22 protein-coding genes and 1 pseudogene are annotated in these 25,948 nt (G+C 61.3%); 14 read left to right on the top strand and 9 right to left on the bottom strand.

Features of this window, described 5'->3' with window-relative positions:
• Positions 1-66: 66 nt before the first annotated feature.
• Positions 67-1,290 (bottom strand): ABC transporter substrate-binding protein, encoded by a 1,224-nt coding sequence (locus tag E6W33_RS24475; RefSeq protein ID WP_136420001.1) that lies wholly within the window; start codon positions 1,288-1,290, stop codon positions 67-69.
• A 450-nt stretch (positions 1,291-1,740) separates the two neighbouring features.
• On the opposite strand from E6W33_RS24475, the gene E6W33_RS24470 reads away from it, so the two are divergent.
• The 9 genes from E6W33_RS24470 (at position 1,741) to E6W33_RS24430 (ending at position 11,719) form a co-directional block, all read left to right on the top strand.
• Complete coding sequence (locus E6W33_RS24470; protein WP_136420000.1) at positions 1,741-2,511, top strand: ABC transporter ATP-binding protein; 771 nt, start codon at positions 1,741-1,743, stop codon at positions 2,509-2,511.
• A 41-nt stretch (positions 2,512-2,552) separates the two neighbouring features.
• Complete coding sequence (locus E6W33_RS24465) at positions 2,553-3,263, top strand: ATP-binding cassette domain-containing protein (protein ID WP_136420069.1); 711 nt, start codon at positions 2,553-2,555, stop codon at positions 3,261-3,263.
• Between the two features lie 61 nt (positions 3,264-3,324).
• Complete coding sequence (locus E6W33_RS24460) at positions 3,325-4,209, top strand: branched-chain amino acid ABC transporter permease (RefSeq protein ID WP_136419999.1); 885 nt, start codon at positions 3,325-3,327, stop codon at positions 4,207-4,209.
• Positions 4,210-4,223: 14 nt separating this feature from the next.
• Positions 4,224-5,195, top strand: coding sequence for a branched-chain amino acid ABC transporter permease (locus E6W33_RS24455; RefSeq protein WP_136419998.1), 972 nt, complete (start codon positions 4,224-4,226; stop codon positions 5,193-5,195).
• Positions 5,196-5,252: 57 nt separating this feature from the next.
• Complete coding sequence (locus E6W33_RS24450) at positions 5,253-6,440, top strand: YbfB/YjiJ family MFS transporter (RefSeq protein WP_136419997.1); 1,188 nt, start codon at positions 5,253-5,255, stop codon at positions 6,438-6,440.
• A 382-nt stretch (positions 6,441-6,822) separates the two neighbouring features.
• Positions 6,823-7,044 carry a hypothetical protein gene (locus E6W33_RS24445; RefSeq protein WP_136419996.1) on the top strand — a complete coding sequence of 74 codons (222 nt, stop codon included), beginning with the start codon at positions 6,823-6,825 and terminating at the stop codon, positions 7,042-7,044.
• 188 nt (positions 7,045-7,232) lie between these two features.
• Positions 7,233-9,443: a methylmalonyl-CoA mutase gene (gene scpA / locus E6W33_RS24440; RefSeq protein WP_136419995.1), complete on the top strand. Its 2,211-nt coding sequence runs from the start codon at positions 7,233-7,235 to the stop codon at positions 9,441-9,443.
• A gap of 8 nt (positions 9,444-9,451) precedes the next feature.
• Positions 9,452-10,435, top strand: a complete 984-nt coding sequence (gene meaB / locus E6W33_RS24435; RefSeq protein ID WP_136419994.1) for a methylmalonyl Co-A mutase-associated GTPase MeaB — start codon at positions 9,452-9,454, stop codon at positions 10,433-10,435.
• A 9-nt stretch (positions 10,436-10,444) separates the two neighbouring features.
• The gene (locus E6W33_RS24430) at positions 10,445-11,719 is read left to right on the top strand and encodes a carboxyl transferase domain-containing protein (protein WP_136419993.1); all 1,275 of its coding nucleotides are present in this window, start codon (positions 10,445-10,447) and stop codon (positions 11,717-11,719) included.
• Positions 11,720-11,722: 3 nt separating this feature from the next.
• Here the strand turns inward: E6W33_RS24430 and E6W33_RS24425 are convergent, their stop codons facing one another.
• The 3 genes from E6W33_RS24425 to E6W33_RS24415 all read right to left on the bottom strand — a co-directional run bounded on the left by E6W33_RS24425 (position 11,723) and on the right by E6W33_RS24415 (position 16,278).
• On the bottom strand, positions 11,723-12,154 hold the full coding sequence (locus E6W33_RS24425; protein ID WP_136419992.1) for a hemerythrin domain-containing protein: 432 nt from the start codon (positions 12,152-12,154) through the stop codon (positions 11,723-11,725).
• A 132-nt stretch (positions 12,155-12,286) separates the two neighbouring features.
• Entirely contained in the window at positions 12,287-13,261 is a 975-nt protein-coding gene (locus E6W33_RS24420) for a LysR family transcriptional regulator (protein WP_136419991.1), read from the bottom strand.
• A gap of 278 nt (positions 13,262-13,539) precedes the next feature.
• On the bottom strand, positions 13,540-16,278 hold the full coding sequence (locus E6W33_RS24415; protein WP_168798747.1) for an EAL domain-containing protein: 2,739 nt from the start codon (positions 16,276-16,278) through the stop codon (positions 13,540-13,542).
• A gap of 191 nt (positions 16,279-16,469) precedes the next feature.
• Between E6W33_RS24415 and E6W33_RS24410 the strand changes: the two genes are divergently transcribed.
• The 5 genes from E6W33_RS24410 (at position 16,470) to E6W33_RS24390 (ending at position 20,538) form a co-directional block, all read left to right on the top strand.
• Positions 16,470-18,113 (top strand): methyl-accepting chemotaxis protein, encoded by a 1,644-nt coding sequence (locus E6W33_RS24410; protein ID WP_168798746.1) that lies wholly within the window; start codon positions 16,470-16,472, stop codon positions 18,111-18,113.
• Positions 18,114-18,338: 225 nt separating this feature from the next.
• Positions 18,339-19,328: a D-glycerate dehydrogenase gene (locus tag E6W33_RS24405; RefSeq protein WP_136419988.1), complete on the top strand. Its 990-nt coding sequence runs from the start codon at positions 18,339-18,341 to the stop codon at positions 19,326-19,328.
• A gap of 366 nt (positions 19,329-19,694) precedes the next feature.
• Positions 19,695-19,997: a hypothetical protein gene (locus E6W33_RS24400; RefSeq protein WP_136419987.1), complete on the top strand. Its 303-nt coding sequence runs from the start codon at positions 19,695-19,697 to the stop codon at positions 19,995-19,997.
• 63 nt (positions 19,998-20,060) lie between these two features.
• Positions 20,061-20,324, top strand: coding sequence for a hypothetical protein (locus E6W33_RS24395; protein WP_136419986.1), 264 nt, complete (start codon positions 20,061-20,063; stop codon positions 20,322-20,324).
• Between the two features lie 31 nt (positions 20,325-20,355).
• Positions 20,356-20,538, top strand: coding sequence for a hypothetical protein (locus E6W33_RS24390; protein WP_136419985.1), 183 nt, complete (start codon positions 20,356-20,358; stop codon positions 20,536-20,538).
• A gap of 153 nt (positions 20,539-20,691) precedes the next feature.
• Here E6W33_RS24390 and E6W33_RS24385 read toward each other — a convergent pair whose 3' ends face one another.
• From E6W33_RS24385 to E6W33_RS27340, 5 genes and pseudogenes are all read right to left on the bottom strand, one after another.
• A complete protein-coding gene (locus E6W33_RS24385) occupies positions 20,692-21,672 on the bottom strand; it encodes a sensor domain-containing diguanylate cyclase (protein ID WP_136419984.1) in 981 nt (326 codons plus the stop codon).
• Positions 21,673-21,789: 117 nt separating this feature from the next.
• Positions 21,790-22,812: an isocitrate/isopropylmalate family dehydrogenase gene (locus E6W33_RS24380; protein WP_136419983.1), complete on the bottom strand. Its 1,023-nt coding sequence runs from the start codon at positions 22,810-22,812 to the stop codon at positions 21,790-21,792.
• 357 nt (positions 22,813-23,169) lie between these two features.
• Complete coding sequence (ltrA, locus tag E6W33_RS24375) at positions 23,170-24,522, bottom strand: group II intron reverse transcriptase/maturase (protein WP_211097420.1); 1,353 nt, start codon at positions 24,520-24,522, stop codon at positions 23,170-23,172.
• A gap of 437 nt (positions 24,523-24,959) precedes the next feature.
• Entirely contained in the window at positions 24,960-25,412 is a 453-nt protein-coding gene (locus E6W33_RS24370; RefSeq protein WP_136419982.1) for a DUF4304 domain-containing protein, read from the bottom strand.
• A 191-nt stretch (positions 25,413-25,603) separates the two neighbouring features.
• Positions 25,604-25,948, bottom strand: a pseudogene (locus tag E6W33_RS27340) (hypothetical protein); the annotation flags it as partial.

The raw sequence follows: 25,948 nt of genomic DNA, 5'->3' as shown, positions 1-25,948 counted from the left end.
CTGCTCACTGTTGCCGTGGAATGCGCCGGAGGCGGCGCACAAACGCCGGCCTCCGGTGTCATGCGATTACTTCTTCACCAGCGGGCAGGTGCTTTCGGCGAGCGGCTGGAAAGCCTGGTCGCGCGGGATCGTGCGTTTGATGTGCATGATGTCCCACTCGCCCTTCGACTCGCTCGGCTTCTTGGCTTCGGCCAGGTACATGTCATGCACCATGCGGCCGTCGGCGCGGATGATGCCGTCCTTGGCGAAGAAGTCGTTGATGTGCGTATCCTTCATCTTCTTCATCACGGTGTCGGCATTGTCGCTGCCGGTGGCCTGGATCGCCTTCAGATAATGCATGGTCGCCGAATACGCGCCGGCCTGGATCATGGTCGGCATGGCCTTGTGGATGTCATAGAAACGCTTTGACCACTTGCGCGTCTCGTCGTTGAAATCCCAGTAGTAGCCGGTGGTGAACAGCAGGCCCTGCGCAGCGTTCAGGCCGAGGCCCTTGATGTCGGTATCGAACACCAGCAGCGTGGCCAGCTTCTGGCCGCCCTTGGTAATGCCGAATTCGGCCGCCTGGCGCACCGAGTTCTGGGTGTCCTTGCCGGCGTTGGCCAGGCCGATCACCTTCGCCTTCGAAGCCTGCGCCTGCAGCAGGAAGGAAGAGAAGTCGGAAGCCGACAGCGGATGATTGATGGAGCCGAGTACCTTGCCGCCCATCTCGTTGATGACCTTGGTGGTGTCCTTTTCCAGAGCATGGCCGAAGGCGTAGTCCGCCGTGATGAAGTACCAGGTGTCGCCGCCTTCCTGCATCACCGCGCGGCCGGTGCCGGTGGCCAGCGCATAGGTGTCATATACATAGTGGATGCCGTAGGGCGAGCACTCCTTGTTGGTGAGCGCGGTGCTGGCCGAGCCGGCGAAGATCATCACGCGCTTCTTCTCCGCGCCCAGCTTCTGCATCGCGATGGCGGCGGCGGAGTCGGTCGACTCGATGATCATGTCGACCTTGTCGCGGTCGATCCATTCGCGCGCCTTCGACAGTGCGATGTCCACCTTGTTCTGATAGTCGGCGGAGACGATCTCGATCGGCTTGCCGTTCACCTTGCCGCCGAAATCCTTGACAGCCATTTCAACCGCCCTGACTGCGCCCGGGCCGCCGTTGGCGGAATACACGCCGGTCTTGTCGACGATCACGCCGATCTTGACGACATCGTCCGAAATCTGGGCTGCGGCATGGGCTGAAAGTGTTGCCGCCGCGATCGCGGTGAGAGTCGTGCTTAATGTGGAATAAGCAGTGCGCTTCATATCTCGTTCTCCGTTTTCCTGTTCAAACATGTGGCTGGGTAGGGATGCAGGCAACGATTCTCATCAGCCGCTGCTCGCGCATTCCTTGTTGATGTCGGCACGTTCTTCCGCGAAGTTGGTGCTCTGTAAGCCTGTCAGCAAATTCCGTTCCACGCACGGGAAAGCGCGCCTTTTCTCGTAGAGCAGCCGCTTTCATGCTTTTTTGAACGAAACATGTGTGCGCAGAAGACAGTGGCTTTCATGGAGAGTGTTCACGGCAAACACACGCGGCGAGAAGTTGCGAAGTGTTATCGGATCGCCAAACCGCTGCGCCGACAGGGAAAGCTATGCCCGTCATCGCCATCGATTGCCTTCGCGCACGGTATGGCACGCTTGTTGCACCTGTTGCGCCCGCATCAATATCAGAACAGATCCGGATCTTGAGTCCGTGATAAACAGCAAGGAGCATCAATGGTCGACTTCATTCTCGAGACGAGAAGCCTGACGAAGGAGTTCAAGGGATTCACCGCGGTCAACGACGTCAACCTGCAGGTCACGCGCGGTCATATCCACGCGCTGATCGGCCCCAACGGAGCAGGCAAGACCACCTGCTTCAATCTTCTGACCAAGTTTCTGACGCCGACTGCGGGCCAGATCCTGTTCAACAAGCGTGACATCACCCATGCGACGCCGGCCCGGATTGCGCGGCAGGGCGTGATCCGGTCCTTCCAGATCTCGGCCGTGTTCCCGCACTTGTCGGTGCTGGAAAACGTGCGCATCGGACTGCAGCGCGCGCTCGGCACGTCCTTTCATTTCTGGAAGAGCGAAGCCAGCCTGTCGCGCCTGAACGATCGCGCCATGGAGTTGCTGACGCAGGTCGACCTGGCATCCTTCGCCGACACGCTGACGGTCGATCTGCCGTATGGCCGCAAGCGCGCGCTGGAGATCGCCACCACGCTCGCGATGGAGCCGGAACTGATGCTGCTCGACGAGCCGACGCAAGGCATGGGACATGAGGACGTGAGTCGCGTGACCGAGCTGATCAAGCGGGTTTCCACCGGCCGCACCATCCTGATGGTGGAACACAACATGGCCGTGGTATCCGGCATCTGCGACCGGATCACGGTGCTGCAGCGCGGCGCCGTGCTGGCCGAAGGCAGCTACCGGGAAGTCTCGCAAGACGCGCAGGTGATGGAAGCCTATATGGGAAGCGCCAGCGCCGCGCTGGAAGGAGCGCACTGATGCATGCCGCCGTTCATCACAACATCCAGAACCTCGCTCAAATGAAATCACAAGCACTCGACATCGTCGATCTCCACGCCTGGTACGGCGAATCGCACATCCTGCACGGCGTGAACCTGTCGGTCGGCCAGGGCGAAGTAGTCACGCTGCTGGGCCGCAACGGCGCCGGGCGCACCACCACCATGCGTGCCATCATGGGCCTCACGGGGCGCCGCAAGGGCTCGATCAAGGTCAAGGGCCGCGAAACCATCGCGCTGCCGACTTACAAGGTGGCCCACACCGGCGTCGGCTACTGTCCGGAAGAGCGCGGCATCTTTTCTTCGCTGTCCACGGAAGAAAACCTGATGCTGCCGCCCATGGTGTCGAAGACCGACAAGGGCATGTCGCTCGAAGAGATCTACGACATGTTCCCCAACCTGGCCGAGCGTCGCGCCAGCCAGGGTACGCGCCTGTCCGGCGGCGAACAGCAGATGCTGGCGGTGGCGCGCATTCTGCGCACCGGCGCGAAGCTGCTGCTGCTCGATGAAATCTCGGAAGGCCTGGCGCCGGTGATCGTGCAGGCGCTGGCGCGCATGATCACCACCTTGAAGAGCAAGGGCTACACCATCGTCATGGTGGAGCAGAACTTCCGCTTCGCCGCGCCGCTGGCGGACCGCTTCTATGTGATGGAGCACGGCCAGATCGTCGAGCATTTCCCCTCCGAAAAGCTCGACAGCATGATGCCCGTGCTCAACGAGCTGCTCGGCGTGTAAGTGCGGCGTGTAAAAGCGGCGGCCCGCATGTCCTCCCCGGTTTTTCTTTAAGGCTATTCGTATGGATATTTTCGGTATTCCCTTGCAGGCGATGTTGAGCCAGCTGCTGCTGGGCCTGGTCAACGGATCGTTCTACGCGATGCTGTCGCTCGGCCTCGCGGTGATCTTCGGTCTGCTCAACGTCATCAACTTTTCGCACGGCGCGGTGTACATGGTCGGTGCCTTCCTCGCATGGATGGGCCTGTCCTACTTCGAGCTGAACTATTTCGTGATGCTGATCCTGGCGCCGGTCGTGGTCGGCGTGTTCGGCATCGTGATCGAGAAGACCATGCTGCGCCATTTGTACAAGCTGGATCATTTGTACGGCCTGCTGCTGACCTTCGGCATCACGCTGCTGCTGGAGGGCCTGTTCCGTTCCTTCTATGGCGTGTCGGGCCAGCCCTATTCGGTGCCGGACGCCTTGTCGGGCGCCTTCGACCTCGGCTTCATGATCCTGCCGAAGTATCGCGCCTGGGTCGTGGTGGCGTCCCTCGTGGTCTGCCTGTCGACCTGGTATGTGATTGAAAAGACCAAGCTCGGCGCCTACCTGCGCGCCGGCACCGAGAACCCGAAGATGGTGGAAGCTTTCGGCATCAACGTACCGCTGATGGTGACCGCGACCTACGGTTTCGGCGTCGCGCTGGCTGCCTTCGCCGGCGTGCTGGCCGCGCCCGTGATCCAGGTATCGCCGCTGATGGGATCGAATCTGATCATCGTCGTGTTCGCGGTCGTGGTGATCGGCGGCATGGGTTCCATCCTCGGCTCCATCCTGACCGGCCTCGGGCTGGGCGTGATCGAAGGCCTGTCGCGCGTGTTCTATCCGGAACTGTCGGCCACGGTGGTGTTCATCATCATGGCGATCGTATTGATGATTCGGCCGGCAGGTTTGTTCGGCAAAGAGAAATGAAAAGGAAGTCTGGCATGGACAAGAAAGTTGGATATGCAATCGCGCTGGCAGTGGCACTGGCGGCACCCTTCGCCGCCTACCCGGTGTTCCTGATGAAAGTGCTCTGCTTCGCGCTGTTTGCCTGCGCGTTCAATCTCCTGATCGGCTTCACCGGCCTGCTCTCCTTCGGCCACGCCGCCTTCTTCGGCGGTGCCGGCTATGTGGCCGGCTACGCCATCAAGACCATGGGCCTGCCCTTCGAAGCGGGCCTGCTGCTCGGTACCGCCTTCGCTGCCTTCATCGGCCTGCTGATGGGCCTGCTGGCGATTCGCCGGCAGGGCATCTACTTCACCATGATCACGCTGGCGCTGGCGCAGATGCTGTTCTTCGTGTTCCTGCAGGCGCCGTTCACCGGCGGCGAGGACGGGCTGCAAGGCGTGCCGCGAGGGAAGCTGCTGGGCATGGTGGATCTGTCGAACGACATGACGCTGTATTACGTGGTGCTCGGCATCGCCGTCGCTGCCTTCGCGCTCATCGTGCGCACTGTGCATTCGCCTTTCGGGCAGGTGCTCAAGGCGGTCAAGGACAACGAGCCGCGCGGGATTTCGCTGGGATACGACACGGACAAGTACAAGCTGCTGGCCTTCGTGCTGTCAGCCGCGCTGGCGGGGCTGGCCGGCGCGACCAAGACGGTAGTGCTCGGCTTCGAGACGCTGACCGATGTGCACTGGACCATGTCGGGCCTGGTGGTGCTGATGACGCTCGTCGGCGGACTGGGCACGCTGGCCGGGCCGATTGTCGGCGCGCTGCTCATCATCGCGCTGGAGAACAAGCTGGGCGACCTCGGTTCCTGGCTGGCATCCGCGACCCATATCGAATGGTTCACTTCCATCGGCGAATCGGTCACCATCGTCACCGGCCTGATCTTCATCTTCTGCGTGCTGGCGTTCCGCCGCGGCATCGTCGGCGAGATCAGCGCCCTGTTCAAGCGCGCGCCTGCCCGCTAAGTTTCGACCGGCACAGAAAGGGAACGAAGCGCTCGTCACGCTTTTTGAATTCAACGCATGAACAAACACGCTTCGTCACCCTGGCGGCCCGTTGCGGTCGCCGGCTTGTGCGCCCTGCTGATCGGCATCGGGCTGGGCCGCTTTTCCTATGTCGCCTTGCTGCCGCTGATGATCGATGCACACTGGGCGGCGCCCGGCGGCGCGGCCCAGATCGCCGCCGCCAACCTGATCGGCTATCTGCTCGGTGCGCTGGTGGCGCATCGCCTTGCCCTGATGCTTGGTACCGCGCGTGTGGTGCGTGTGGCCATGGTCGCCATCCTGCTCAGTTTCATCGCCTGCGCGTTCAATTTCGGGCTGGCCTGGTTCTGGGGCTGGCGCTTCGTGGCCGGCATTTCCGGCGCGCTGCTGATGATCCTCGCCGCGCCCTATCTGCTGAGCCAGCTTCCCGTCGCACAGCGCGGCAAGGCGGCCGGCATCATGTTCTCCGGGGTCGGCTGGGGCATCGTGCTGTCCGGTTTCGCCGCACCGGTGTTTGGTGCCGAGCATCTGGCGCTGGCGTGGTCGGCGCTCGCCGCCATGATCGGGCTGTGCGTGGCGGTTTCCTGGAAGCGCTATGACAAGCCACTGGCCGCCGCGCCGGCACACGCGACTGCGGCGCAGGGAAAGATGCTGCCACGCGGCGCGCTGCTTGCCTTGCTGGTGGCCTATGCGCTCGATGCAATCGGCTATTTGCCGCACACCGTGTTCTGGGTGGAGTATCTGGTGCACGGACTCGGCAAGCCGGTTTCCGCCGGCGGCGCGTTCTGGGTGGTGTTCGGCGTCGGCGCCGCGCTCGGCCCGCCGGTGTGCGGATTGATCGCCGATCGTATCGGTTTCCGCACCACCGTGATCGGTTGCCTCGCGCTCAAGGGCGCGTCGGTTGCGCTCCCGCTGCTGTCTACCTCGACGCTTGCGCTGTTTGCTTCCTCATTGCTAGTCGGCGCGCTGACGCCGGGCATGGGGGCGGTGGTGTCGGGCCGCGTGATCGAACTGGAAGGCGTCGGCGGACACCAGCGCAACTGGGCCTTGCTGACCTTCTTCTATTCTGTGCTGCAGGCGATAGGCGGGCACGCAATGGCGACGCTGTACGCGTCCACGCATTCGTTCACGTCGCTGTTTGCGATCGGAGCCAGCGCGCTTGGTCTGGCTGCCGTGGTTGCATCGCTTGGCCCGAAGCATGGCAAGACGGCAGGGCTAGCGACGTGAATCAGGATTGAACAAGTTTCGACAGCGATCGCCTGTCAAATCATCGTTGTGCAAAGCGTCGATGACGCAATCTTTTTCCGCATCAAGGACCGGAGGACGTCATGCGCCGACTTCGCGACTTTCCCATGCGATCTTGTGCCCATCACTTGACGCCGGTCAGAACCGGTCAACGACTCCGCGGCCAACATAGCGTCTCACAAACGCGATACACCCAGTTAAAAGCAGAGTGGCACCGGCGATTCATCCCGAATGAACTGATGACCTGCCCCAAGCCAATACCCAATACCGTGTAGCACCTGTTAGCCGGCACGCGTTGTCCATCCGGATCGATGGATCAACATCACATTGTTCACGTTCTTAACGGATTGTCGAGGGCATACGCATGAGCATTCCAACTTTTGAACAGTTAAATTTCATCTCGAGCGGCCACACTTTGCTTGCCGAAACTGCCGTCGAGTTTCAACAGACCAGCGTCACGATCAAAGCGCAAATTCCAAACGAGAACCATTCGTTGCGATCGGCGCGGCTCCTGGTCCTGCAACAGGCACAGCGGGTCATCGGCCATGCCATCGAACAAGAACAACGCGTTGTTCAGCAAGAGTGACACGACCGGCTTGATCCGAACGTATCTCTCCCATCAGCGCTCGCATAGAAACAGACTGCGCAGCGCCGGATGCATTTGACGCCCTCGACTAATGCCACCGACGAGGGTGGCAAAGTGGTGCCGCGCTCAGAGCCCATCAGATTCCGGCAGACATTTTCCAACGAACCATTCGCAGTGGAATCCAGCCCATGTCTTCTCAAGCAAATCAATCGCCTCAAGACATTCGTCCGACGTCAATCGAAGAGTGGACCAAAGTCGCGGCCAAGTCGGCCCCCGCATGCGCATTGGACAAATTGGTGTGGCATACGCCGGAAGGCATCGCCGTCAAACCGCTCTATACGGCGGCCGACATCAGGAACCTGCCCTACACCGATACGCTGCCCGGTTTTGCGCCTTATGTGCGCGGGCCGCAAGCCACCATGTATGCCGTGCGGCCATGGACCATACGCCAGTACGCCGGTTTTTCCACCGCCGAAGAATCCAACGCGTTCTATCGCAAGGCGCTGGCAGCAGGTGGACAGGGCGTGTCGGTCGCGTTCGATCTTGCGACGCACCGCGGCTATGACTCCGACCATCCGCGCGTGACCGGCGACGTCGGCAAGGCCGGCGTGGCGATCGATTCGGTGGAAGACATGAAGATCCTGTTCGACGGCATACCGCTCGACAAGGTGTCGGTGTCGATGACCATGAACGGCGCGGTGCTGCCGGTGCTGGCCGCGTATGTGGTGGCGGCGGAAGAACAAGGCGTGGCGCAGGACCAGTTGTCGGGCACCATTCAGAATGACATTCTGAAAGAATTCATGGTGCGCAACACCTACATCTATCCGCCCGAGCCGTCGATGCGCATCGTCGCCGACATCATCGGCTACACCGCGCAGCACATGCCGAAATTCAATTCGGTATCGATTTCCGGTTACCACCTGCAGGAGGCGGGCGCCAATCAGGCACTGGAGCTGGCGTTCACTTTGGCCGACGGCAAGGAATATGTGAAAACGGCGCTCGCCAGCGGCCTGGATGTGGATCAGTTTGCAGGCCGCTTGAGCTTTTTCTTCGCCATCGGCATGAACTTCTATCTCGAAGTCGCCAAGCTGCGGGCGGCGCGCTTGTTATGGTGGCGCATCATGAAGGAGTTCGGCCCAAAGAGCCCGAAGTCGATGATGCTGCGCACGCATTCCCAGACCTCCGGCTGGTCCCTGACCGAGCAGGACCCCTACAACAATATCGTGCGCACCACCGTCGAAGCGATGGCGGCCGTATTCGGCGGCACCCAGTCGCTGCACACCAATTCGTTCGATGAAGCGATCGCACTGCCGACCGATTTCTCGTCACGCATTGCGCGCAATACCCAGCTCATCATTCAGGAAGAAACCCATATCACCAGCGTGATCGACCCGTGGGCCGGGTCCTACATGATGGAAAAACTGACGCAAGAAATGGCGGACAAGGCGTGGGCGCTGCTCACGGAAGTGGAACAGATGGGAGGCATGACCAAGGCCGTCGCATCCGGTTGGGCCAAGCTGAAAATCGAGGCTTCCGCCGCTGAAAAGCAAGCACGTATCGACGCCGGCCGCGACGTCATCGTGGGCGTCAACAAATACAAGCTGGCCCGGGAAGATGCGGTCGAGATTCGCGACATCGACAACGCTGCCGTGCGTGAGTCGCAGGTCCGTCGCCTGCAGGCGACCAGGGCGGCGCGTGATGGCGCGGCCGTGACAGCGGCATTGCGCGATCTGGCGGCAGCAGCGCGGTGCGGCGGAAACCAGGGCCAGGGCAATCTGCTGGCGCTGTCGATTCATGCGATGCGCGCGCGTGCCACCGTAGGCGAGGTATCGGACGTGCTGGAGAAGGAATTCGGCCGCTATCGCGCCACCATTCAGAGCGTAGCGGGAGTCTATGGCGCGCACTTCGACAATGACGACGGCTGGACTGCGATCAAGAAGGACATCGCGGGATTTGCCGCGCTGCAGGGCCGACGTCCGCGCATCATGATCGCCAAGCTGGGCCAGGACGGCCACGACCGTGGCGCGAAGGTGGTGGCGACGGCGTTTGCCGACCTGGGCTACGACGTCGATATCGGCCCTCTGTTTCAGACGCCGGAAGAAGCGGCACGCCAGGCGATCGAAAACGATGTGCATGCGCTCGGCATCTCCACGCTCGCCGCCGGCCACAAGACGCTGGTGCCTGCGGTCGTGCAAGCGCTCAAGGATCAGGGGGCAGCCGAGATTGTGGTATTCGTCGGCGGCGTCATTCCGGCGCAGGATTACGACTTCCTGTACCAGGCCGGCGTGCAAGGGATCTATGGCCCCGGCACGCCGATTCCGCAATGCGCCGGCGATGTCCTGGCGAAAATCAGCGCATCGCTGGCAGCCGGCATCGGCGCCAAGTCCCGCACTGCATGACGCACGCCATGACAGCCGGCTCCGGCTTATCGGATGAGGATGCGGCGCTGGTCGCGGGCGTGCGCGCGCGTCAAGTCCGGGCTCTGGCCAAGACCATCACGCTGATCGAATCCAGCCGGGCCGATCATCAGGCGCGGGCGCAACAGGTCATCAATGCCTTGTTGCCGGAAACCGGCCAGCGGGTGCGCGTCGGCATTTCCGGCGCACCGGGCGTGGGCAAGTCGACCTTCATCGAAGCGCTCGGGCTTTATTTGATTGGACAAGGCCAGCGCGTGGCGGTGCTTGCAGTAGACCCCTCCAGCTCTGTCAATGGCGGCTCGATATTGGGCGACAAGACGCGCATGGAGCGGCTGTCGATGACGTCCCATGCCTATATCCGTCCATCGCCGGCCGCCGGTTCGCTGGGCGGCGTCGCGGCGCATACGCGTGAAGCCATGCTGGTGTGCGAAGCGGCCGGGTTCGACGTCGTCATCGTCGAAACGGTGGGCGTGGGACAGAGCGAGACAGCGGTAGCCGCCATGACCGATACCTTCGTGTTGCTGCAGCAGGCGCATGGCGGCGACGACTTGCAGGCCATCAAGAAAGGCATTGTCGAATTGGCTGACCTGATGGTGTTCAACAAAGCGGACCTGGACCGGAACGCCACACGACTGGCGATGGGCCAGATGCGAAATGCATTGCGCTTGTTGCGCAGCGCGTCGCACGGCCCCGCGCCGGTACTGGCAGTCAGTGCGGCATCTGGCGAGGGCATCGACGCTTTCTGGGACGCCGTTCTGCGACACCGCAAGATGCTGTCGGCAAGCGGGCGGCTGACGGAAAAACGCCGCAAGCAGGCCTTGGACTGGATGTGGACACTCATCGATATGCGTCTGCAGAAACGCTTTCACAACCATAGCGCGGTGCAAGCCGCACTGCCGGAGCAGATCGCCGCCGTGGCCGCCGGTTTTACCACACCGGCAGCTGCAGCGGCATTCCTTCTAGATAAATTGTAAGGGGTCATCGTGGAACAAAAAATCTACAGCCGGGCTGAACTTTCACAGCGACTCGCCGCCTTGTTCAAGGGCGATGCGTTGCGATACCTCGCTACCAATTCCGATCTTTGCCTCGTAGAGGGGCATATTGCCAATCGCAAGGTTCTGGTCATTGCCACCGAGCCCGCTGCGGCCCTGGGCACCTTCGGTGTTGCCGAATGTGTCGACTTCAAGTGGGCATTGCTGCGTGCGCGTGCGACAGGCGCGCCGGTTCTGCTGTTAATCGATTCCGCCGGCACCCGCCTTACGGCGGGATTGCCTGTGCAAGGCGCAATACGTGCATTGATGCGGGAAGTGCTGGACGCCCGTCTCGCCGAAGTGCCCATGCTCGCCGTCATCGGGCGCTATGCCTTTGGCTCGGCGAGCATGCTGTCGTTCTCGGCCGATGCGCGCCTTTATTCGGAAAACACGCAACTGGCGATGTCAGGGCCGCGCGTGCTGCAGGCAGCGCTGACGGACGACGCATCCCGCGACACCGTGTCAAGTCGGATCAATGGCATTTCCCGCGCTGCCGTTGGCAACGCCGAGCAGCTGATCGCCGACGATCTCGATGCTTATGCGGAAGCCGTGCGCGCATGGGTCGCCAAGCCGATAACGCCGTGCGTGACACGCGAGGCATTGCTTCTGGAGCGTCGCCATCTATCGCAGCGACTGTCGGCAGGTGCGCAGGATGCCAGGCGTGCCCTCGGTAACGGCGAAGGCCCCGTACTGGACGGCGACACGCTACGATGCGTGATGGACAGATCTTTTGGGGCAGCCGATGCGATCATGCTGGCCGAGCTGGCGGAATCGGCATGCTCGAATGGCGCGATGAAGACCCTCACGATCGTCATGGATTGCCCCGGCCACAGTACCTCGCTGCAGGATGAAGAGATTATTCTCTCGCAGTATCTGGTTCACCTGGCATTGAGCCTGCGCCATCTGGTGCGCGAAGGTGTATCCATTCGCCTGCGCGTGACAGGCACGCTCTCCGGCGGTATCTACATCGGCCTGGCCGCAGCAGCCTCCAGCACTGAACTGGCGCCCGGCGCCACCATCCGTACCTTGCCTGTTTCCTCACTGGTGAATATTTTAGGCAGCGAAATGCAAGAAACGGCCAACCGTGCGTCGTATGTCGAATGGGGGCTGGTGGACAGCGCGCTTCCGCCCGGCCACGTGGTTGACATGGATTCCGGGCTTGTTTGCATTCCCGGGCAAGGCCGAGAACTTCAAGTCAGCAGTTTCGTAAGCAAGCGATCCAGGTGAAAGCTAGAACGCCTTGCCCTCGCTGCGGTCCGCCGTCGCGTACAACTCCTGGTTCTCGCGCTTGATGCGGTCGGCGAGGATCTTGATCACGTCCTTGGTTTCCTTGATGAACGCGTGCGCGTTCGCCTTGATCGCGCTCGGCGTGCCCCAACGGCCGTTGTACGCGGTGATGCTGGCAGCCGTGGTTTTCATTTCGGACGCGAAGCGGTGTGCAAGGCTTGCCACTGCCGGATCCTTGTTCGCTTCGAGTTCCGGGTAGAGTACCTTGTCCTCGGTCGAAAGATGCATGGTGAGCTTGCCCATCAGGTTGCCGAGGCAGCGGCGCGCCGCGGCAGCATCCTGGGACAAGGCGTCTTCGTTGAGCATGCCCTGAAGCTCGTTTGCCAGCGCCATCAGTTCATTGTGCTGCAGTCTGAATTTGTCGGTGCGTGCCATTGGGTGTCCTTTCTGATTGGCGAAAAATCCTCATGGCCAATATACTTTCTGCACGGAAAATTGTCAGCAGATTTTGCAGGCTCCTGTTGTTGCATGGGCATTACCAACACGCGCTATGCGGGTTTCACTCGATCAGCGCCGGTCCACTTCCGATTTCGTGCCGGTGCCGCTGCCGCTGGTTTCCACCAGCGAGATCATCTGTTCGCGGATCCACTTGTGCGCCATGCTTTGCGTGTCGCGCTCATGCCAGAGCATGTCGACGTTGATGTCCGGCAGATTGAACGGCAGGCGCTTCCAGACCAGCACCTCGGCCATGCCGGTCGCGGCGATCAGGTGGAAGGGCAGCACCGTGATCAGATCGGAATTGGCAATCACCTTGCCCGCCGTGAAGTACTGGTTGACGGTAAGCAGGACGGTGCGCTCGCGCTCCAGATTGGCCAGCGCATCATCGACCAGGCCATGCGCGCGGCCGGAGAAGCTGACGTGCAGGTGATGTGCCGCGCAATAGGCGTCGAGCGTCAAGTCCTTGTCCGCCAGCGGATGATCCTTGCGCATCACGCATACGTACTTGCCGCTGTACAGGCGCTGATGCCGTATCTTGGACGTGACCGGCCCCTGCGCGCCGGCGATCTGGGCCAGCACGCCGGGAAAATAACCGATCGCGAGGTCGATTTCGCTGCGGATCAGCATCGGGCGCGGCTCGCGCGTGGTCAACGGCACCATCTGCACCCGCATGCCGGGTGCCTCGCGCTCGATCGAGCGCACCAGCGGCGGCAGAAACAGCACCGCCGTGGAATCGGCCATGGCCATGCGGAAGGTGATTTGCACTTTCGACAAGTCGAACAGGTCGGGCGCGATGGCATTCTGCAATGACGCCAGCGCCTGGCGTATCGGCGGCCACAAGGTTTCCGCGCGCGGCGTTGCGCGCACGCCATGCGCGGTGCGAATCAGGAGATCGTCATCGAGCGCATCGCGCAGGCGCTTGAGCGCATTCGATACCGCCGGCTGGGTCATCGCGAGCGAATTGGCGGCGCGCGTCAGATTCTGCTCCGTCATCACCGCATCGAAAACGCGCAGCAGGTTCAGGTCTAGGTTTTGGAAGCTCATGGTTGAGTGAATGCGTTATTGGAAATCATGTGAATCATGGTGAAGACCTTCTGACCTTGTACGATCGCTATCGTTGCGCGCCAAGGCATCCGCATTGCAAGTTGCCCGATACATATTAAACAATAATCAGGTCGGGCATGCACGGCAATGGCGGAAAGATGCACTTTTCCGCAGCACAGACAGTCAGCGACGGCAGCGGGTAGCGGGGAGTGGCGTTTCCGGAAGAATCGAGGCAACGCACGTCGACGCGGCTCGTCGACGAACGCAGTCGGACAGGCTCAGTGGGATTTGATCAGGCGGAGATGGGGTTGATCAACATCCACGCCGATCAGGCCGTGCGGCTGCCGCAGCAGCGCGGCGATATCGTCGGCAGGAACCGGCCGCGAGATCAGGTAGCCCTGGAGTTCGTCGCAACCGAGTTCCCGCAGCATGCCGGCCTGGAGTTCGGTTTCAACGCCTTCGGCGACGACTTTCATGTCGAGCGCATGGGCCATCGAGACGATTGCCTTGAACAAGACATGGCTTTCCGCGGAGCGGCCGAGGTCCGCGGTGAATACGCGGTCCACTTTCAGCACATCCATGTCCAGGCGCTGCAATTGCGAAAGCGAGGAATAGCCGGTTCCGAAATCGTCCACCGCGATCTTGACGCCGATCGCGCGAATCGCCGCCAAGCGATCGACAATGGTCGCTTGCTCGCCCAGCATCGCCGACTCGGTGATTTCGAGTTCGATCAGGCTCGGGCAGATTGCGGATTCCGCAAGACACCGGCGCAGCAAGTCGTCGACATCGCCAAGCTGAAACTGGACAGCCGACACGTTGACGGAAACAGGCACGGCATGCAGACCGTCGGAACGCCATTGCGCGATCTGCCGGCATGCCTTCTCAAGCACCAGTGCGCCAAGCTTCGCGATCAGACCGGTACTTTCCGCAATCGGGATGAACTCGAGCGGCGGCACCATGCCGCGCGCCGGATGCCGCCACCGCACCAGCGCCTCGACGCTGACCAGCCGGCCGCTGGCCGCATCCACCCGCGGCTGGTAGTGCAACAGAAACTGGTCCTGTTCGATCGCCTCGGCCAGCTCGCGTTCGGTGTTGATGCGCGTCTTCAGGGCCTCGTACAAGGCTTGCTGATAGAAGGCGTAGGTGCCACGTCGATTGCCTTTCGCCGAATACATCGCGATGTCGGCGTGCTTGAGCAGCGTGCCGGCCGTCGTTCCATCGCGCGGATAGACGCTGATGCCGATCGATGCGCCGACTTCCATGGTCGCGCCTCCTGCATGGAACGGTGCCGCGAGCGCCGCCAGGATACGGTTCGCGACCCGGACAATCTCTGCGTCATCGCCGATCTGCCGTAGTACCACGGTGAACTCGTCCCCGCCGAGGCGAGCGACGTGATCCGAGGGCCGCAAGGCCTGGCGCAACCTGCCTGCCGCTTCCTGCAGCACCTTGTCGCCGGTCGCGTGGCCGAGCGTGTCGTTGACGTTCTTGAACTTGTCCAGGTCGATGAACAGCAAGGCGACCACATCGTCCTGCGATTTCGCGATGGTTGCTTCCAGCGATTTCATGAACCACGAGCGATTCGGCAGGCCGGTCAGCTCGTCGGTGTTGGCGAGTCGAATCAGCTTGCCTTCCTGCGCCTTGGCATCCGATATGTCGCGCAGCGTCACCGCGAGTTCTCCGCCGGAGCGAACCAGCTTGCGCCGCACCCAGCGCGGCGTGGGCGATCCGATCGGCTGGAATTCATCTTCTTCGCGATAGGAGCCGAGGTCCATCGCGCGGAGGTAGACATCGAGCAGACGGGCAAACTCTTCCCGCCGGTAGTTCTCCGACAAGGTCTGCCCGAGCAGCGCCTTTTTTTCCTTGCCGAGCAGGCCGGCGCCGCGCTCATTGCAGTCGAGAATGCGGAAGTCGCGAATGGCATGGTTCTCGTCTCGGATCGGGGAGAGCATGTAGAAGCCCTCCTCACCCGCTTCGGTAGCCAGGCGATACGCAGCCTGAACACTTCTCTGCCTGGTCTTTCTGCGTTCGATGAGATGGACGACATAGGCAAGGAGGACAGCCAGCGCGAGGATCGCCGCTTCGGCTGCGGCGCGCATGCTGCGATAGGTGCGCCATTTTCGCTGGAGCGGCGCAAGCTGTTCGCGCTCGGACAATCCTGCCATCACGGTGACCGGATAGGCGGAAAGTGTGCGCCAAGCGACAAATCGTTTCTCGCCATCGACAAACCAGTCCGGGGCAAGCCAGGCTTCGCCCTTCCCGAAAGACCGATTGCCGTCCTGCGGCGTGCCGAAGCGCGGTGTGTACGTCAACGCAACCGGCTCCGCCCCGGACGCCTTGCTCCCGATCCGCGATGCGCGCACCCGCCCGTCGTCGCCCACCACGGCCAGCAGGCCGTGGTTACCGAGCGCAGCGGCATCGTAGAAGGTCGAAAAATAATCGGACGTGACGGTGACGATCACCACGCCATCAAAGTCGTCATCGGAAGAATCCAGCCGCCGCGTGAAGCGAACCAGCAGCTTGCCGCTCAGCGGCTCGTTTTCCGGAGCGGATATGCGCAGCGCGGAGGAAATGTTCGCGCGGTGCCATTGAAAGAAGTTTCGCCCGGCATACGACTGCGCAAAGGATGCGGTGGAGGTCGTCGTCACCACCTCGCCCTTGCCATTGATGATCGCGACCTCGACATACTGCGGCGACGTAAACATTCCCCTGGCGACCAGGTCGCCGAGCCTGAGCGTGCCCTTCGATGTCTCCCAGTCGTATTTGAGCTGCATGGTGACCTGGTCCATCTGATCGATGGAGCGCGTCAGGTAGCGCGCATAGCCGGCGGCGATCGACTGCGCGGAAGAGGCCAGCGACTGCTCGAAGGATTGCCGCTCCTTGGCGATTTCCTTGTCCACCGAAATCCACACGATGATGCCGACCACGATGGGAAGCAGGGGCCAGGCATACCGAAACCCGCTCTCGCTCGCGGCAAGGAAACGCCTGCGCAGGAATTGGGACGGCTTCGAAAGCAGCATGGTTATCAGATGCAAAAGCGGCAATGCGAACGGGAAAGATTTCTTGTTTGCAAAACATCTTGCCCGCATTGCATGACCGCTTGATGACATTGCGCCCTTCCATGTGTGCGCACAACCGGCCGTCATTTGCATGTCATATCCATGTAGCAATAGTTTCTTACTCTACGTGGAATTCAAATCACGACAGGAACATGATGAATTTTCGGCTCGCGCGTATCGAAACCCGGTTGATGCTGGCATTTGCATGCATTCTCGCCCTCATGACATTCACGACCGGGCTGTCGGTCTGGCGGCTGTACTCGGTGGATCGCATGGCCAAGGTCCTGGTCAATGAAAAACTCGCCGGGCTGCAGCGCGTCGCGTCATGGCAAAACGCGGTCGCCCTGAATGCCACCCGCGCAACCGCGATTGCCAAGAGCGACAGCCTGGAACTGGGCGACTACTACGAGAAGCAGCTCGTCGACGGCGACAGGCTGATCACGGAACTCGGCGCGTCCATCCGCAAGTCCGCCTCAAGCGCCGCAGAGGCGCAGCTGATGGACCGGATTACCGAAGCAGAGAATGCCTACCTGACGACGCGCACCGAAGTCTTCCGGCTGAAGGCGATCGGCAAGACCATCGAAGTCGAACAACTGGTGTCCTCGCGCCTTGACAGCTCGCTGGCGAACTACGAGGCGGCACTCCGATCGCTCGGCGAATATCAGCAGGCGCAGGCCAACCGCATGGCGCAGGAGTCGAACGACCTGTTCACCAACAGCGTCCTGATTCTGATCGGCGTCGGCGGCGCGGCCGTGCTGGTCAGCGGCTTCCTCGCGGTGGTCCTGTCGCGCAGCATCGTGCTGCCGCTGCGCGACGCCGCGACGGTGGCCACGCGCGTGGCGGAGGGTGACCTGAGCTCCACCATCCATGCGCCGGGACGCGACGAAATCAGCGAGCTGATGCGTGCCCTGCAGCAGATGAATGAAAACCTGTCGCACATGGCGCGCGACATCCAGGGCGGCGTCGCCGAGATCGACGGTGCGCTGACCGACATCGCGCGCGACAATGAAGACCTGTCGTGCCGCACCGTCGCGCAGGCGGAATCGGTGCGCGCCATCACCGGTTCGATGGAAGCCATGACGACAACGGTCAAGCGCAATGCCGAACATACCCAGCAGGCGCACCAGCTTGCCGCCGGCGCGGCCCAAGTCGCCACCGAGGGCGGCGCCGTCGTGTCCGAGGTGGTGCGCACGATGGGATCGATCAATGCCTCGTCCAGGCGCATCGTCGAGATCATCAGCCTCATCGACAACATCGCCTTCCAGACCAACATCCTCGCGCTCAACGCCGCCGTGGAAGCAGCACGCGCCGGCGAGCACGGCCGCGGCTTCGCGGTGGTCGCCTCTGAAGTGCGGACGCTGTCGCAGCGATCCGCGACGGCAGCGAAGGAAATCCGCGAGTTGATCACGCAGTCGGTCGAGCGGATCGCGACCGGCAGCACGCTGGCCGACCAGGCCGGCGCGACCATGCAGCAGATCGTGACCAGCATCAACGAAGTCACGGCGATCGTCGCGCACATCAAGACCGCGAGCGACAGCCAGACCGAAGACTTGCTGACTATCGGCCAGTCAATCGACCGGATCGACGAAACGACGCATCAGAATTCCGACCTGGTGCAGGATGCGGTGCGCGCCATCGACGATCTGACCGCGCAATCGATGCGCGTGTCGGCCTCGGTATCGCGCTTCCGTTTTGCCCCAACGGAACTGGCGCACGGCCGAGCCGCGCTACGCCTTGCTGCTTCGGATGAAACCCTTGTGCTGGAGGAACCGGCGACCTGGCGCCTGACGGCCTGAGCGATTGCATGAAGGCCGGCGCCGTGGAGGCAAACAGCAGAGCGTCCACGGAATACACGGAAATCACGGAAAAAAGCAACACCGGTTCTTTCCGTGATTTCCGTGTATTCCGTGGACAGAGCAGTGAGTTCATGCAAGCGTCCTGCACGACGACCTGAACGGGCAAACGCGCGCGGCGCTGCTCTGTTAGTATTTCAGCACCCCAGCCAGCGTTCGCCTATAGCCATGACCAAACCCAGCATCCTCGTCACCCGCGCCGTCTTTCCCGACGTACTGGAGCGCCTGTCGCACTATTTCGACATCGAATCGAATCAGGAAGACCGCATCTTTTCCGAGCAGGAGCTGGCGCAGAAAATGCGCGACAAGGACGGCGTCTACACCACGCCGAGCGAGCGCGTCTCGGCGCAAACCATCGCAGCCTGCCCGAAGCTCAAGGCGATCTGCAACATGGCGGTCGGCTACAACAACATCGATCTCGATGCGGCGACGAAGGCCGGCATCATGGTGACCAACACGCCCGACGTGCTCAATGAAACTACCGCCGATTTCGGCTGGGCGCTGCTGATGGCAACCGCGCGCCGCATCACCGAGTCGGAGCACTGGCTGCGCGCGGGGAAATGGGAGAAATGGCGTTACGACGCCTTCCTCGGCGCGGATGTGCATGGCGCCACGCTCGGCATCATCGGCATGGGCCGCATCGGGCAGGCGATTGCACGCCGCTCGACCGGCTTCGGCATGCAGGTGATCTATCACAACCGTTCGCGCCTGAGCGAAGACCTGGAACGCGCCGCCAACCATGCGCGCTATGTCGGCAAGGAAGATCTGCTGCGCAATGCCGATCACGTGATTCTGGTCCTGCCCTACTCCGCGGCCTCGCATCACACGATCGCCGCCGCCGAGCTGGCGCTGATGAAACCGACCGCCACGCTGGTGAACATTGCGCGCGGCGGCATTGTTGACGATGTGGCATTGATCGCGGCGCTGCGATCGGGAAAGATCGCGGCGGCGGGCCTGGACGTGTTCGAAAACGAACCGAAACTCAATCCGGATTTCCTCGGCCTGTCGAACGTGGTGCTGACGCCGCACATCGCCAGCGCATCCGAACCGACGCGGCGCGCGATGGCGAACACTGCGGCGAACAATCTGATTGCCGCGCTCACCGGCGGCCACCCGGCCAATCTGCTGAATCCGGAATGCGGGGCCGCGAAAGCCTGAGGCCACACACGCAGGCGGCGCATCGCGTCGTCATGATCAAACGGACAAGGCCGTAGCGGGTGCTAGCCACCCGCTTCCGCTCGCCCACCCCCTCGTGCCATCCCACGCGTCACCAGCTGTTGCACCAAAACGAACAGTGCGTCCCAATGTGTTGGCCCCGCCCCATCAGCGATGCTTGTCCGCATGTCAAGCATCGCGCCGCTTCCGTGCCGGCCTGATCCGAATTTCTCCTTTATTTTCAAGCGCTTGCGCGCGCTTCGCGGTGCGCTCGCAGCAACTGGCACGCTCCCTGCTGTATGTCCTTCAAGCGCAAGGAAACGCGCTACACCAACCCCGAATCCTTTAATTCCTTTCAGGAGAAACGCAATGAAAACCTTGATCATCAAAGACCTCGTCCGCAACGAAGAACTCGACCGCAAAGCCATGGCCAGCGTGCATGGCGGCACGGGCATGAGCAAATATTCCGGCGCATCGCCTTACATGCCGTCCTTCTTCGGCCCGATGACCGACATCTCGAAGAGCGACTTCAACTTCAGCGCCACGCAAGCGCTGGGCCAGAGCCAGAACACGCTCGTCAACAACGGCAACAACGTCGCCTTCGCGGACAACATCACGGCCAACGTGAACCCGCACCAGACCGGCACCAACACCATCAACTTCGGCCACTAATCCAATTTGCGGCGGAGGCGCCGAATGCCTCCGCCCGTTCGCAACGCATTCAAGGAGAACAGCATGTCGCACATCACGATTCACGACCTCGACCAGACCAGGGAACTCGACCGCAAGAGCATGTCATCCGTACGCGGCGGCAATTCCTGGCTCGCCGGGCTCGGCCCGGTAGCCAACGTCAACGTCGGCGTGAACCAGAACATCGTCCAGCTGCAGAACATCAACGTCAACGCGCTGAACAACGTTGGCGTGATCGGTGCCGGCTTCGGCCCGCTCAAGCTCGATGTCAGCCCGACGCAGTTTGCGAACGCCAACGCGAGCTTCTGAGCATAGCAACCGTTCCAGGACGAGGTACGCCATGAACCTCACTGATGAAATGCTGCAGGCGGCCATCAAGAAAGCGATCGAGGCAGGCCTGCTGCCGCGTCATCCCCGCCGGGAGGACGCGGAGACGAACAGGGAACTCATACGCCTGGTGGTGATGGCTGCGCTGCGCCCGCAGCCGTCTGCATCGGACAGGAAATCCGTCGAGCGCAGCTAAGTGCGAATGAGCACTCGCCGCGCTTGCCAAGAGTGCCTTTCAAAATGCGTAGCGAGCAGCCCTAGCCTGAATCGAGAAGCGCAGCCGTACGTGATGTACGGTGAGCATCGCAGGTTCAGGATCGGGCTGCGCAGTAGCATTTTGATAGGCGCTCTATGGGGCCGCTGCGATGACAACCCGGTTGCGTCCCTCCAGCTTGGCCTGATACAAGGCCTTGTCGGCGCGGCGGAAGGTGTCGTCCGCCGATTCGGACGGATGGAAGGAGGCCACGCCGATCGAGGTCGTCAGCGCGACATCCGGAATCAGCGCTGACCACGGATGTGCCAGCACCGCCTCGCGGATGCGGCCCAGCGGAACCAGCGCCGCCTCCGCCGTGATTCCTTTCAGCAGCAGCACGAACTCGTCGCCGCCGTAACGCGCGACATAATCGACGACCCGCATTTCGCGCCGGATGATCTGCGCAAATGCCTTGATCACTTCGTCGCCGGCCGCGTGGCCGTAACGGTCGTTGACCATCTTGAAGTTGTCGAGGTCGAACACTGCGACGCTCGACGGCACGGCCAGCCGCTTGAATGTCGCGCATTCCTGCTCAAGATGGGTGTTGAGGTCGCGCCGGTTGCCGACGCCCGTCAGCTCATCATGCGCCGCCAGGTCCTTGAGCTTTTGCATCGCCGATTCCAGCTCCATGGTGCGCTGTTCCACCAGCTTTTCGAGCGTCGTGCGGTACTGCTCCAGCTCCTGCTCCTGGCGCTTGCGCGCGGTCACGTCGCGCGCCGTCGCCACCAGCAATGCCTCGCCATTGACGTTGAAGATGGCCATGGAGGCATCCACGTCGTAGATGTTGCCGGAGCGGTCGCGGAACTGGGTCTCGATGGAGGTCGTCTCCGTCGTCTGCAAGCGCTGGACAATTGCCGCGCGATGTTCGGGATGCACCCAGAGATCGATGCTGGCCGAGGTCCGGCCGATGACTTCGTCACGCCGATAGCCGGTCAGCCGTTCGAAGCCGGGATTGACGTCGATGAACTCGCCCGTCTTCAGAATGGAGAAGGTCGCATAGTCCGGCATCGAGCGGAACAGGCGACGATATTTTTCGAGCTCGGTTTCTATCCCGGATGGTGTCGCAGCGTCTTTCACGTTTTCCCTGAGAGTGAAACGCGCCGGCCGGATTCAGGATGCCACCGACGCAGCGCGAAGCTGCGTCCAGTGTAGCATCGGAAAGATTTGTTTTCCTGAGCGCGCCCGCAGGGCGCTTCAGGCGAGGCGCTTGACCAGGGCCGCGGTGAATTCGTCGGTCGAGGCGCTGCCGCCGAGATCGCGGGTGCGGACCTGGTCTTCCATCAGGGTTTGCTGGATGCCGTTGCGCAGGCGTGTCGCCAGATCGCTCTGCCCGACGTGATCCAGCATCAGGCCGGCGGCCAGCAACAGCGATATCGGATTGGCCAGGCCCTTGCCTGCGATGTCCGGCGCGGAGCCATGCACCGCCTCGAAGATCGCCGCGTCCTTGCCGATGTTGGCGCCGGGCGCCAGCCCCAATCCGCCGACCAGTCCGGCCAGCTCATCTGACAAAATGTCGCCGAACAGGTTGGTGCACAGCAGCATGTCGAACTGCCAGGGATTGAGCACCAGCTGCATCGCGCAGGCATCGACGATGCGGTCATCGACCGCAACCCGGCCTTCGTATTCCTTGGCCACCTCGCGCCCGGCTTCCAGGAAGATGCCGGTCAAGGCTTTCAGCACGTTGGCCTTGTGCACGATGGTGATCTTCTTGCGCCCATGCTTGACCGCGTACTCGAAGGCATAGCGCGCGATGCGGCGCGCGCCTTCGCGCGTATTCACGCCGGTGGAAACCGCCACCGCCTGCGGGTCGTCGCCGACCGGGATGAAGTGTTCATGCGCGACGTACAAGCCTTCGATGTTCTCGCGGATCAGCACGATGTCGATGTCTTCGTAGCGGCCGGGAATGATGGTGCGCACCGGACGCACATTGGCGAACAGCTTGAAGGCCTCGCGCATGCGCACGTTGGCCGAACGGAACCCCGCGCCGACCGGCGTGGTCAGCGGACCTTTCAAGGCCAGCCCATTGCGGCGGATGCTGTCCAGCGTCTCCTGCGGCAGCGGATCGCCGCAGCGCTCGACACCGGCCATGCCGGCGTACTGCGTCTCCCACGCAAAGGGGCTGCCGAGCGCCTCCAGCGCCTTGACGGTGGCCGCGGTGACTTCGGGGCCGATGCCATCGCCGGGAATAAGGGTAGCGGGGATTGTCTTCTTGGTCATCGCGTTCAGATCAGGGTTGGAAATCCTGTCAGCTTAGCCCATGCGACAGGCTTTATCCAGCCGGTTCGAGAGGGCTGTTCACCGCGTCGGCGGCGGTCTGACATCAGGGGAAATCGAGGACGTGATGGATGTCCGCGGAATACATGGAAGGCACGGAATAAGTCCTTTGCATGCTCCGATGTTCGTTTTCAGCGTGATCGGCGAAGTATGCATTCAGTCCGGTGGTCTTCGCCACCGTCGGCTAAATACGGGAAAGCGGCCGGTCAATCGGGATAGGAAGAAGCCTCGCAGCCCCTCCCTCCCACACCACCGTGCATACGGGTCACGTACACGGCGGTTCAATAAATACGGTTGATCTCATGCTGCCAGTGAAGGCAGCCCCATTTGGCGAAACAATCGGTTCGGCATCGCAAGCAGCAAGGCTGGAGCCATACTGATGCGCCAAGGTCCATGCGCCGATTTGCTGCAGTTCCATGCTTCTCGCACAGTCACACCGCGCTTTCTCAGCTCACGGTATCCCGCTCGCCCCCATTGTTTCCATTGATAGCAGCGTAACCGCCGTCGTATCCATTTGTCTATATCCCGCAGAGGGCTCAGTACCTCGGCAATGCCGAAATACGCTTTCCAACCAAGCAGGGTTTCTCTCAGCTCCACGATGATATCGCTCAAACGGTGGCCTCTGGTACGACGGGTCAACTCCTTTACCTTCGCCTTGAGCTTGAAGATGGCCTGTTCGGCCACTTTCACTTTGGTCTTGGCGCTGATGGTAAAGCCCAGGAATTTTCGATTCCATGGTCGGTCGACTGCGCTCTTGCGTGAATTGACTGTGAGCTTCAGCCGGTCACGCACGAAACGCTCTATGCTTGCCATCACCCTTTCGCCGGCACGCTGACTGCGCACGAAGATGTTGCAATCATCCGCATAGCGGGCAAAGCGATGGCCACGCTTGTCCAGTTCCCAGTCCAGTTCATCCAGCACGACATTGGCTAACACCGGAGACAGTGGGCCGCCTTGCGGCACGCCTGCTGTCGTTGCCTGTGTTTGGCTGCCAATCCGCACCCCCGCCTTCAGATAGCGGTTGATGAGCCGCAGTACCTGCTGGTCGGGAACATGCTGCTTGAGCCGCTGCATCAGCCGGTCATGATTGACGCGGTCGAAGAACGCTTCAAGGTCGATATCCACCACCCAGCCATGGCCTTCACGGATAGTGCGTTGCGCCTGCCAGATAGCCAGATGTGCATTCCGGTTGGGTCGAAAGCCGTAACTGTCGGCGTGGAATGCCGGTTCCCATTGCGCTTGTATTACTTGCGCAATGGCTTGCTGAATGAAGCGGTCCAACACGGTCGGAATGCCCAATGGCCGTTTCTTGCCGTCGGGCTTGGGAATTTCCACGCGCTTGACCGCTTGCGGGTGGTATTGTCCCGCCTCCAGTTGGGCGCGTATTTCCGGCCAATGCTGTTTCAGGTACGCCGGAAGTTCATCGACCGTCATGCCGTCGATGCCCGGTGCGCCCTGATTCTGACGAACCTGCTTCAAGGCGCGTTTCAGATTCTCGCGTGCGAGTATCTGCGCCATCAGGGTAAGGTCTTCCGTTGATGCACGAAGCCCTTGCTCTCCAGCCACGAGTTCACCCTCTGGCCTTTCGGCCAGCGGCAGCGTTAGCTGTCGATCAGGGGCAGTCCCGTTTCTCATTACAAGGTTTGGCATCATTTATTGTTCCGGCCTTCGGTGCAGGGCCTTGCACCTACTATGCCTTCTGCTGACTCCTGCCCGGCGGTCAAAACCAATCTCTCAGTTCCCAGCCACTCCTGTGGCACCGGACAGGCCTCCCGGGGTAAGACACGTCACTTTCACTGCGCGAGCGCCGGATTTACAAAATGCATCCCAATCGTAGATGGAGGGCTTCGCAGTCACGTGCCCGCTCGCCCCGAATGCATCACGCCTCATATCCGGTTTCTGTTCGTCGCCCCGCAGTTTTGGATTCGGCTTCCTTCAGACCCCGCCTCGCGGCGACGCCCTTGCCGTTCTCCTAGCCTTCGGCTCTACGAAAACCTGGCTGCAGGACTTGCACCTGCATAGTTACGTGCCATGCCCGGCACACACGTTCGCGATAACCGGCGACGCAGCCGTCGGCGTTGATCAAAATGTTAGGCAGCTCCAAGTACGTGCACATGTGAACCGACCTCCCTAATACGAAGCCAAAGATCGACTTGAGGCAGGAGCATTGCTACTTGTCGCGCCAGTGACTCGTATCGTTCTTGGTCATCCGCGAAGCCTTCGAATGCAAATCCCCCGAAATTCTTTCCCCGTGTTGGCCCCTGCTGCTGTAGGCGCGCCCTCTTCAATGGGGAAATATGCGCCACGGTGATTTTATTCTCAGGCACAATCTCGCCCCAAGACGTCTTAAGATCGCCTAGCTCACACGACGCGAATTCAAGCAAGAACTCTCCCCCGTACTTCCAATACTGGAAATCCAAAAGATCTAAGACCTCACGTTTTCGTTGAAAGTACAGCCCTTTTCCTGAAAAGCCAAGTTCCTCCAACCGAGGAATCACATGCTTCTTCAACTCGCGTCTGATGAGATCGCCTTCGCGTGACATGTTCTGCCTAACGAGACTGTAGGAAAAGTCGTTTTGCGGTTTTTTTAGCGGCGTAAGTCATTGATTCCCTTGGCTTGAGAATTAGCAAGAATGGCATTTTTGGGTTTTCTCTACAGCTTCAACGTTTGAGGTAACTGACCTCGCGCGGCTTTATGCGCGAGGTCCGGTTGACCGAGAGGTTAGCCGTCTGCTCACTCATGCCAGTGTATTACCTCGCCAAGTGAGTAGGCTGTGGGAACACAAAACTGTAGAGCCTTACCGCCGAAACCGGCGATGACCGCCGTTATGACGAACGGCCAGATAGTACGGCTGATAGCAGTGGCCAACCAATGCTGGGTGTCGAGGCCCCGAAGCCTTCGGTAAAGGCTAGCGGAAAGGGCTCCGTCAACCAGCAATTCGGCGAATAGCGTAGGCGCCGTATAAACGATCCAAAGCGATGAGAGCAGCAATGCGCCGACTACTAACAAAACGAGAAGAGGAATTGCGACTTCATCCGCGCTGGCGGCTGCACCAATTGTGTCGGATATTGATCCGCC

Source organism: Herbaspirillum sp. ST 5-3, assembly GCF_004804275.1.
In the GTDB taxonomy this organism is placed as follows: Bacteria; Pseudomonadota; Gammaproteobacteria; order Burkholderiales; family Burkholderiaceae_D; genus Noviherbaspirillum.
Note: the sequence above shows the minus strand (reverse complement) of the source record. Positions and strands in the feature narration are given on the sequence as shown.